Here is a 9,542-nt window from a genome sequence, read left to right on the forward strand (position 1 = left end):
GAATCCCCTCTTTCGAACAACAAAAGCCACTGCTCAAGCCAGTGGCCTTCGCGAAGTGAGTTCTTCTCATGCGGCCCGCAGCCCCTCGGCGCTGGCGGGTCTGACCCTCGGGGCCCTCGGAGTGGTCTATGGCGACATCGGCACCAGCCCGCTGTATGCCCTCAAAGAAGTCTTCCATGGCGGTCATGTCAGCACGACGCCCGAGAACATCCTTGGCGTGCTGTCCCTGCTGTTCTGGACGCTGACCGTCGTCGTCTCGATCAAGTATGTGCTGCTGATCCTGCGCGCCGACAACAACGGTGAGGGCGGCCTCATCGCCATGCTGGCGCTGGCCACCAATGCCGTGAACGACAAGCCGCCGCTGCGCCGCACGCTGATGCTGGTCGGCCTGTTCGGCACGGCCATCTTCTTCGGCGACGCCGTCATCACGCCGGCCATGACGGTGCTGGGCGCCGTCGAGGGCATCGACGTCTATGAGCCGCATCTGCACGACGCCATCCTGCCGATCACGCTGATCGTCATGGTCGGCCTGTTCGCCGTGCAGCGCTTTGGCACCGGCGGCATCGGCAAGGCCTTCGGGCCCATCATGATGCTGTGGTTCCTGACGCTGGTGGCGCTGGGCCTGCCGCACATCTTCGAGAACCCGCGCGTGCTGGCGGCCGTCAATCCCGTCTATGCGCTGCACTTCTGCCTCGAATACCGCTGGGTCGCCTTTGTCGCCCTGGGCGCCGTCGTGCTCGTCGTCACCGGCGGCGAGGCTCTCTATGCCGACCTGGGCCATTTCGGCAAGAAGCCCATCCGCATCGCCTGGTATGGCGTCGTCATGCCGGCCCTGGTGATCAACTATTTCGGCCAGGGCGCCATGCTGCTGGACAACCCCGAAGGCGTGAAGAACCCTTTCTTCCTGCTGGCGCCGGGCTGGGCCGAGATTCCCCTCTTCCTGCTTGCCACTGGCGCGGCCATCGTTGCGTCGCAGGCCCTGATCACGGCGGCCTTCTCGGTCACCAAGCAGGCCATCCAGCTCGGCATCCTGCCGCGGCTGCGCGTGCTGCACACCAGCGTGCGCGACATCGGCCAGATCTACGTGCCCTTCATCAACTGGGGCCTGTTCAGCCTGGTGATCCTGGCCGTCGTCTTCTTCGGCTCGTCCACCAAGCTGGCCGGGGCCTACGGCGTGGCCGTCACCATCGACATGACGATCACCACGGTGATGACCTTCTTCGTCATCCGCTACGGCTGGAAATACCCGCTGGCGCTGTGCATCGCGGCCACGGGCATCTTCTTCCTCATCGACGTCACCTTCCTCGCGTCCAACCTGCTCAAGGTTGCCGCCGGCGGTTGGTTCCCGCTCTTGATCGGTATCGGCATGTTCACGCTGATGCTGACCTGGAAGCAGGGCCGCAAGCAGCTGTCCGACAAGCTGCGCGAGGACGCCATCGAGCTGGACACCTTCCTCGACGCCGTCTTCATCAACCCGCCGACCCGCGTGGCCGGTACGGCCGTCTTCCTGTCGTCCGAGAAGGGCTCCACGCCCAACGCGCTGCTGCATAACCTCAAGCACAACAAGGTGCTGCACGAGCAGAACGTCTTCGTCACCGTCAAGCACCATGAGGTGCCCTGGGTCGGCTTCGAGAAGCGCTGCGAGGTTGAGGCCCTGGGGCACTGCTGCTGGCAGGTGGCCCTGCACTTCGGCTTCAAGAACGAGCCCGACGTGCCCGAGGCCCTGGCCCTGCTGAAGAAGCATGGCGTGCAGCTCGACGAGATGGAGACCAGCTACTTCCTGAGCCGCGACATCGTCATCCCGACCATCGGCTCGGGCATGGCGCTGTGGCGCGAGAAGCTGTTCGCCAGCATGCACCGCAACGCGGCCGCGGCGGCCGACTTCCTGCACCTGCCAACCAACCGCATCGTCGAGCTGGGCTCGAAAGTCGAAATCTGATGTCTGCGGCGCTGCCGGAGCGCCGCCTAGGTGCCCGGCACGCGGGCGCGCTGTGCGTCGGCATGGTGGTTGGCGCCGGCATCTTCAAGACCTCGCCCATGGTGGCGCAGTCCCTGCCCGACGCGGGGCAGCTCTATCTGGCCTGGGCCCTGGGCGGCGTGCTGTCCTTTGTCGGCGCGCTGTGCTTTGCCGAGCTGGCTTCGGCATTCCCCGATGCCGGCGGCGACTATCACTTCCTGCGCCGGGCTTTTGGCCGGCGGCTGGGCTTCCTGTTCGCCTGGTCGCGCTTCGCTGTCATCCACACCGGCTCGATGGCGCTGCTGGGTTTCGTCTTCGGCGACTATCTCGCACAGGTGGTCGATCTGAGCCCCTGGCTGGGCACGCATGCCAGCGCATTGCTGGCGGCCGCGCTGATCGTGCTGCTGACCGGGCTGAACCTGCTGGGCGTGCGCGTGGGCCTGGGCACGCAGCTGGGCCTGACGACGCTGGTGATTGCCGGCCTGCTACTGCTTGGCTTCGCGGCCGGCGCGCAGCAGCTCGGCGGTCGGCCGCCCGCGACGCAAGGCGCGGCCACCCTGGAGACCAACTGGGGCACGGCCATGGTCTTCGTCTTCCTGGCCTATGGCGGCTGGAGCGACGCGGCGACGCTGTCGGCTGAAATGCGCGACGAGAAGCGCGGCATCGTCCGTGCGCTGCTGCTGGGCTTGAGCGTGGTGATGGTCCTCTACCTGCTCGCCAACTGGGCCTATGTGCGCGTGCTGGGCCTGCCCGGGCTGGCGCGCAGCGAGGCGCCGGCCGCCGAGCTGATGCGCCTTGCCCTTGGCCGTGGTGCCGAGTTGCTGATGGTGGGTGTGGTCACGTTGACCGCGCTGTCGGTCATGAACGCCATCCTGATCGCCGGCCCGCGCACCACCTATGCCGCGGCGCGCGATCTCGCGGCCGAGTGGCGGCTGGCGCACTGGAACGCGCGCCGCGGTACGCCCAGCGCGGCCGTCGTCGCGACATCGGCCGTGGCTCTGTTGCTCGTCGGCCTTGGCGACCTGACGCGTGGTGGTTTCTCGACCATGGTGGACTACCTGTCGCCCGTCTACTGGTTCTTCCTGGTGCTCAGCGGCCTGGCGCTGATCGTGCTGCGCCGTCGCGAGCCCGAGCGGCTGCGACCGTTTCGCGTGCCGCTGTACCCGTGGCTGCCCCTGCTGTTCAGCGCCTGCAGCAGCTATGTGCTGTGGTCCAGCCTGGTCTATGTGAAGGCCGGCGCCATCGTCGGCGTGGTCGTGCTGGCGGGGGGCGCGTTGCTGCTTTGGTGGCGAGGCACCTAGCCGCAGAGCAGCCGGCGCTCGATGCGCCCGTCATGCACATGCACCACCTCGCCCTTGGCCAGCGGCTGCCAGGCCTCGGCGTCGTCGCCCAGCGGCTCCGACGCAATCGCCCAGCCGCCCGGCTGGGGCTTGAGATAGAGGCTGGGCGGCTTGTCGTCGCTGGCCCAGCGCACCGCCCACAGCTGCTCGCCATCGGCCAGTGCCGCCGAGAAGCGCAGCGGCGTGGTGATGCCGCGCGCCCCCATTTCGTCCACCGTGTCCAGCAGCACCTGGCGCGTTGCCGCCTCGACCGTCGCGCCGGCCTTCACGCGGCCCATGATGAGCAGGAAGAGCAGCTCCGAATCCGTCGCGCCGCGCTTCAGGTCGTAGAGCTCGTCGCTCAGCTGCGTCTCCATCACCCGGCGCAGGCGCGGGAAGTCGCCGATCTGGCCGTTGTGGATGAAGAGATAGCGGTCCAGATGAAAGGGATGGCAGTTCTGCCTGGAGACGCCGCCCCCGGTCGCCGCCCGCACATGGGCCATGAAGAGGTGGGAGCGCACATTGGCGCACAGGGCCATCAGGTTGTCGTCGCTCCAGGCCGGCATGACCTCGCGATAGACGCCCGGCGTGTCGCGCTCGCCATACCAGCCGATGCCGAAGCCGTCACCATTGGTGACCGACTTGGCCTCCGAAGCCTGCAGGCTCTGGCGCACCAGCGAATGGCGCGGCTTGCAGACCAGGTCTTCCAGAAAGATCGCGTCGCCCGAGTAGGCGAGGAAACGGCACATCAACAGATCTCCTCAGGTCACATCATGCCTCGGCTGTATTCGGGCCGAGCGCCGGGCCGTCCCAAGCCGGCCCGCCTGTGGCTGCACGCGGCTCGATGCCGCGGGCAGCCTCGTCCCCCGCGGGGGACCGGTCAGGCGCGCCCGCGTCCAGCGGCGCGAGCCTGGACGAGGGGCTCAACTTATGCTGGCCGCATGACACGCTTGCTGCAAGACTTTTCGCCCTCGACCGTTGTTGCCGGCTTCGTCGCGGTGCTGGTGGGCTACACCAGCTCGGTGGCCATCATCTTCCAGGCCACCGTGGCACTGGGCGCCACGCAGGCCCAGACCGCCTCCTGGCTGTGGGCCCTGGGCCTGGGCATGGGCGTCACCAGCATCGCCTTGAGCTTGTGGACCCGGCAGCCCGTGCTGACGGCATGGTCCACACCGGGCGCCGCCCTGCTCGCGTCCACCTCGGGCCTGGACATGCCCGAGGCGGTCGGCGCCTTCATCGTTTGCGGCCTGCTCATAGCCTGGGCCGGCGCCAGTGGCTGGTTCGAGAGGCTGATGGACCGCATTCCCGTGGCCGTCGCCTCGGCGCTGCTGGCCGGCGTGCTGGCCCGTTTCGGCCTGGACGCGGTGACCAGCGCGAAGACCGCGCCGGAGCTCGTCCTGGCGATGGCCGCCGCCTATCTGCTGGGGCGGCGCCTGTGGCCGCGCTATGCCGTGCCCGGCGTGCTGATCGCCGGCGTCATCGTCGCCCTGGTCCAGGGCCGGCTCAGCTTCCTCGGCATCGACACGGGCCAGATCTTCGTCATGCCGGTCTGGACCGCGCCCGAGTTCACCTGGCATGCCGCCATCGGCGTGGCCCTGCCGCTGTTCATCGTCACCATGGCCTCGCAGAACCTGCCCGGCGTCGCCGCTCAGCGGGCCAGTGGCTATGCAACGCCGGTGTCCGCCTCCATCGCCGTGACCGGCGCGGCGACGACGCTGCTGGCGCCCTTTGGCGGCTATGCCTTCAACCTGGCCGCCATCACGGCCGCCATCTGCATGGGCCGCGAGGCGCATGAAGACCCGGCGCGGCGTTACACCGCCGCCATTGCCGCCGGCTTTTTCTATGTGACCGTCGGCCTGGCGGGCGGCGCCGTCGCCATGCTGCTGGCCGCCTTTCCGCGCGAACTCGTCGCGGCCATCGCCGGCCTGGCTCTGCTGGGCACCATCGCCGGCGCGCTCGCCACCTCGCTGAAGGACGAGGCCCACCGCGACGCGGCCATCCTGACCTTCCTGGTCTGCCTGTCCGGCATCAGTGTCTTCGGCATCGGCGCGGCCTTCTGGGGTGTGGTGGCGGGCGGCATCGCGACGCTCGCCGCGACCTTCCGCCGCACTCGGCCTTAGGTGGGCGAGGCGGGCGGCCCTGTGCAACACTGGCCGGATTGCACAGGCCCCCTCGATCATGAAGCTGCTCTTCGTTGCCGACCCCCTCGACACCTTCAAGACCTACAAGGACTCCACCTTCGCCATGATGCGCGAGGCCGCCCGGCGCGGCCACAGCATCGTCGCCTGCGAGGCCAGCCAGCTCGTCTGGCTGCGCGGCGGCCGCGTCACGGCGCGCGGCGCGCTGGAGATCGCGCTGACGGGCGATGCCGATGCCTGGTACACCGTCACGTCGACCGGTGATGTCGCGCTGGCCGACGTCGATGCCGTGCTGATGCGCAAGGACCCGCCCTTTGACAGCGAGTTCTTCTACGCCACCCACCTGCTCAGCCAGGCCGAGCGAGAGGGCGCCCGCGTCTTCAACCGGGCCAGCGCCCTGCGCGAGCACCCCGAGAAGCTGGCCATCCTCGAGTTCCCGCAGTTCATCTCGCCGACGCTCGTCACGCGCGACCCGGCCGAGATCCGCGCCTTCCATGCCGAGCAGCGCGACATCATCTTGAAGCCCCTGGACGGCATGGGCGGCATGGGCATCTTCCGCGTCAAGGAAGATGGCCTGAACCTTGGCAGCATCATCGAGACGCTGAACAAGGACGGCACGCAGACGGTGATGGTGCAGCGCTTCATCCCGGCCATCACGGAGGGCGACAAGCGCATCCTCATCATTGGAGGCAAGCCGGTGCCGCATTGCCTGGCGCGCATCCCGCAGGGCAACGAGGTGCGCGGCAACCTGGCCGCCGGCGGCAAGGGCGTGGCCCGCCCGCTGACCGCTCGCGACCGCGAGATCGCCGAATACCTCGGCCCCATCCTGGCCGCACGCGGCCTGCTGCTGGTGGGCCTGGACGTCATCGGCGAGAACGTCACCGAGATCAACGTGACCAGCCCCACCTGCTTCCAGGAGATCACGGACCAAAGCGGCTTCGACGTGGCCAAGATGTTCGTCGATGCGTTGGAAGAGGCCATGGCATGAGGCGCCGTGACTTCACCGCCTTCGGCCTGTCGGCCGTTGCGTTGCCGGCATTCGCCCAGGATGCGGGCTTCGGCAAGCTGACCGACAAGTTCCTAGAGGCACTGTGGCGCCAGGACCCCGATGCCGCCGTGGCCGCCGGGCGCTTCGAGTTCGCCCAGCAAGTCACTCTGCCGAGCAACGCCCAGCGCGAGCGCATGCGGGCCTTCCTGACGCAGTGGCAGGCCGAGTTCGAGCGCCAACCCGAGGCGGCGCTGAACACCAGCCAGCGTATGGATCGCGCGGTATTGATTGCCAAGATCCAGAGCGACCTCTGGCGACTGGACACGCTGCGCGAATGGTCCTGGAACCCTGCCGAGCACAACCCCGCGGCGCCGCTGGACCTGCTGCTCAACACCGACTACGCCCCGCTGGCCGCCCGCCTGGCGGCGCTGAAGCCGCGCATCGCAGCACTGCCCGCTTACTACCGCGCGGCGCGAACCAGCCTGGCCGGCGTCACACGCGAGCACACTGAGCTGGCCATCCAGCAGGCACCGGGCGTGCTCAGCGTGCTCGACGACATTGCCAAGCGTGCGGCCGAAGCGGGCCAGGCCGTTGCCTTCAAAGCGCCGTTGAACCAGGCCCGCGCCGCGGTGAGCAGCTATGTGGGCCATCTGAAGCAACTGCTGCCTACGGCACGGCGGCCCTTCCGCCTCGGCGCGACGCTGTACGAGCCCAAGTTCGCCCACGACATCCAGTCGGCCCGCACAGCCCGCGAAACCTATGAGCTGGCCCAGCAACGCCGCGAGGAGGTGTTGGCCAGCATGCAGACTCAGGCGGCCGCGCTGTGGCCGAGCGTCATCGGCAGCGAGGCGCCGCCCACCGACCGCTTTGCACTGATCGGCCGCGTTATCGCCAAGCTCAGTGAACGCCACGTCGCCCGCGAGCGCTTCGTCGACGAGATCCGCGCGCAGATCCCGCAGCTCGAGGCCTGGGTGCGCGAGCACGACCTGCTGAGCCAGGACGCCAGCAAACCCCTGGCTGTGCGCGAGACGCCCGAATACCAGCGCGGCGTGGCCGGCGCCAGCATCGAGGCGCCCGGCGCCTACCGGCCCCAGGACCGCACCTATTACAACGTCACGGCGCTGGACGACCTGACGCCCGAGCAGGCCGAGAGTTCACTGCGCGAATACAACCACTGGATCCTGCAGATCCTCAACATCCACGAGGCCATCCCCGGCCACTACACCCAGCTCGTGCACGCCAACCGCGCGCCGAGCAAGGTCAAAGCCCTGTTCGGCAACGGTGCGATGGTGGAAGGCTGGGCCGTCTACGGCGAGCGCATGATGATCGAGAGCGGCTACGGCGCCTCGCCCGAAATGACGCTGATGTACGGCAAATGGCATCTGCGCTCGGTCACCAACACCGTGCTCGACTACAGCGTGCACGTGCTCGGCATGAGCGAGGCCGACGCGCTGGACCTGCTGACGCGCCAGGCGTTCCAGACCGAACGCGAGGCCAAGGAAAAGTGGCGCCGCGTGCAACTGAGCTCGGTGCAGCTGACCAGCTATTTCAGCGGCTACAGCGAAATCTTTGCGCTGCGTGAGGCGTTGAAAGCCAAGCCAGGCTTCAACCTCAAGGCCTTCCATGAGCAGTTCCTGAGCTATGGCAATGCGCCGGTGCGGTTGATCGCGGCGGAGATGCGTTGAGCCCCTCGCCCAGGCTTGCTCCGCAGAACGCGGCAAGCCAGGTCGGTCCCCCGAGGGGACGGCGAAGCTTGCGGCGTTGGGCCGCAAGCACATCGCCCGCGAGCCAGCTCGGGAGCGGCCCAGCGCTTGGCTCGCGGTCAGTCGGGACGCTTACACCGTGAACTGATCGTGCACCCGCGGCGCCGTCGCCGCGGGGTCGTCATTGCGCCAGACCGGCCCCGGCGTGCCCGCACGCCGCCAGCGCCGCGGCACCCGGTCGATGGCAATGAAGAAGGCCTGCATGCTGCCGTCCGGCGTGATACGAAAGCGCAGGAAGCCCTTGTGATCCTGCCCGTCCAGGGCCGAATAGGCGTTGTTGGTCAGCAGCCCCAGGCGGCACATCAGCGCCAGGTAGCCACCGATCAGCGCCGAGCCCAGCACGGCGCCGCCGGCGAAAACACCCACGCCGACCAGCAGCGAGTGCAGGATCAGCCCCAGCCACTGGTCGCGGCTGCCCAGGCCCGCCCACAGGCTGACGGCCTGGTGCATGAAGAACTCCAGGCTGAACACCGCCAGCACGTGCACGCTCGCATGCACGGCACCCATGCCCCAGGTGACGGCCCAGCGCTTGGTGCGACCGTCGTCAGGTGACAGCTCGTCCACGGCCTCGCGGCCCATGGTCATGCAGCCAAAGGCCATCAGCCCGTTGATCAGAAAGCCCAGCGGGCTGAACACCATCGCCTTGAGCCATAGCGCCAGCACGGCCAGGTAGTCGCCCGGCCCGTAGGCCCACAGCGGCTGGAAACCATCGGCCCGGAACGACCAGGAGAAGGGGCTGGAGTTCAGGTAGGCGTTGAACCAGTACAGCGCGCCCAGCAGCAGCGCAAAGCCCACGTTGCCGTTGCCGCCCTCCCGACGCGGCAGGAAGGCGAACAGATTGCGCCAGCCCCGCCCCTGCGACGCTTCGGCCGCCGGGTAGACGGTGACTTCCTTGCGCTCGAAATGCACACCCCGGGCGCGCCGGCCCGTCAGGCCGACCTTGAGGGCCGGCGTCTCGGTGCGTGGCTCGGGCGGGATGCAGTCCTCGGTGTCGAAGGCCTGCAGCCGCACGGGCCGTGTGGTCGCCCTGGTGTGCGTCGGGTGGGTGAATGCGCCGCCGCAGCCGCAGGTGACGAGGCGGCCGTCTCGGGCCAGATCTTGGGAGTCCCAACGCATGTAGTGGTGCAGATCGCCGGCGAGGCGCAGCCGAATGCGGCCGCGCAGCAGGCCTTCCAGGCGCTGGTAGCGCTTGGGATGGCTCTCGTCGGCGCCGTCGCCGATGGGCCGTGTCCAGTAGGGCTCGGGGTAGATGAGGATGACCTTGTCGTCCGGGCCGATGACGGCCGGCTTGCCATGGCCGCCGATGGCCAGGGTCTCGAACTGCTCGTACTGGTCGCGATCGATGTCGCGCGTCAGTGCAAAGTCCAGGGCCAGGGC

At 68.4% G+C, this 9,542-nt stretch carries 7 protein-coding genes; 5 read left to right on the plus strand and 2 right to left on the minus strand.

From position 1 onward, the window contains the following. The first annotated feature begins 55 nt into the window (after positions 1–55). Both ACXJKR_RS01605 and ACXJKR_RS01610 read left to right on the plus strand, forming a co-directional pair. Complete coding sequence (locus ACXJKR_RS01605) at positions 56–1,939, plus strand: potassium transporter Kup (RefSeq protein ID WP_056192339.1); 1,884 nt, start codon at positions 56–58, stop codon at positions 1,937–1,939. After that, entirely contained in the window at positions 1,939–3,258 is a 1,320-nt protein-coding gene (locus ACXJKR_RS01610) for an APC family permease (RefSeq protein WP_457320177.1), read from the plus strand. Before ACXJKR_RS01605 ends, ACXJKR_RS01610 begins: the two co-directional genes overlap by 1 nt. On the opposite strand, the gene ACXJKR_RS01615 is transcribed toward ACXJKR_RS01610, so the two are convergent. After that, positions 3,255–4,025, minus strand: coding sequence for a class II glutamine amidotransferase (locus ACXJKR_RS01615; RefSeq protein ID WP_457320178.1), 771 nt, complete (start codon positions 4,023–4,025; stop codon positions 3,255–3,257). The genes ACXJKR_RS01610 and ACXJKR_RS01615 overlap by 4 nt on opposite strands. Positions 4,026–4,217: 192 nt before the next feature. Between ACXJKR_RS01615 and ACXJKR_RS01620 the strand changes: the two genes are divergently transcribed. From ACXJKR_RS01620 to ACXJKR_RS01630, 3 genes are read left to right on the plus strand one after another with little or no spacing between them, the layout of a single operon-like run. After that, a complete protein-coding gene (locus ACXJKR_RS01620; protein WP_457320180.1) occupies positions 4,218–5,396 on the plus strand; it encodes a benzoate/H(+) symporter BenE family transporter in 1,179 nt (392 codons plus the stop codon). Positions 5,397–5,454: 58 nt separating this feature from the next. Further along, the gene (gene gshB, locus ACXJKR_RS01625) at positions 5,455–6,402 is read left to right on the plus strand and encodes a glutathione synthase (protein WP_457320181.1); all 948 of its coding nucleotides are present in this window, start codon (positions 5,455–5,457) and stop codon (positions 6,400–6,402) included. Further along, a complete protein-coding gene (locus ACXJKR_RS01630; protein WP_457320183.1) occupies positions 6,399–8,087 on the plus strand; it encodes a DUF885 domain-containing protein in 1,689 nt (562 codons plus the stop codon). The genes gshB and ACXJKR_RS01630 overlap by 4 nt, the downstream gene beginning before the upstream one ends. Positions 8,088–8,237: 150 nt before the next feature. Here ACXJKR_RS01630 and ACXJKR_RS01635 read toward each other — a convergent pair. Beyond that, positions 8,238–9,542 (minus strand): hypothetical protein (locus tag ACXJKR_RS01635; RefSeq protein WP_457320185.1); only part of this gene is annotated, 1,305 nt, incomplete at its 5' end.

The sequence above is a fragment of the Roseateles sp. P5_E11 genome, assembly GCF_054049355.1.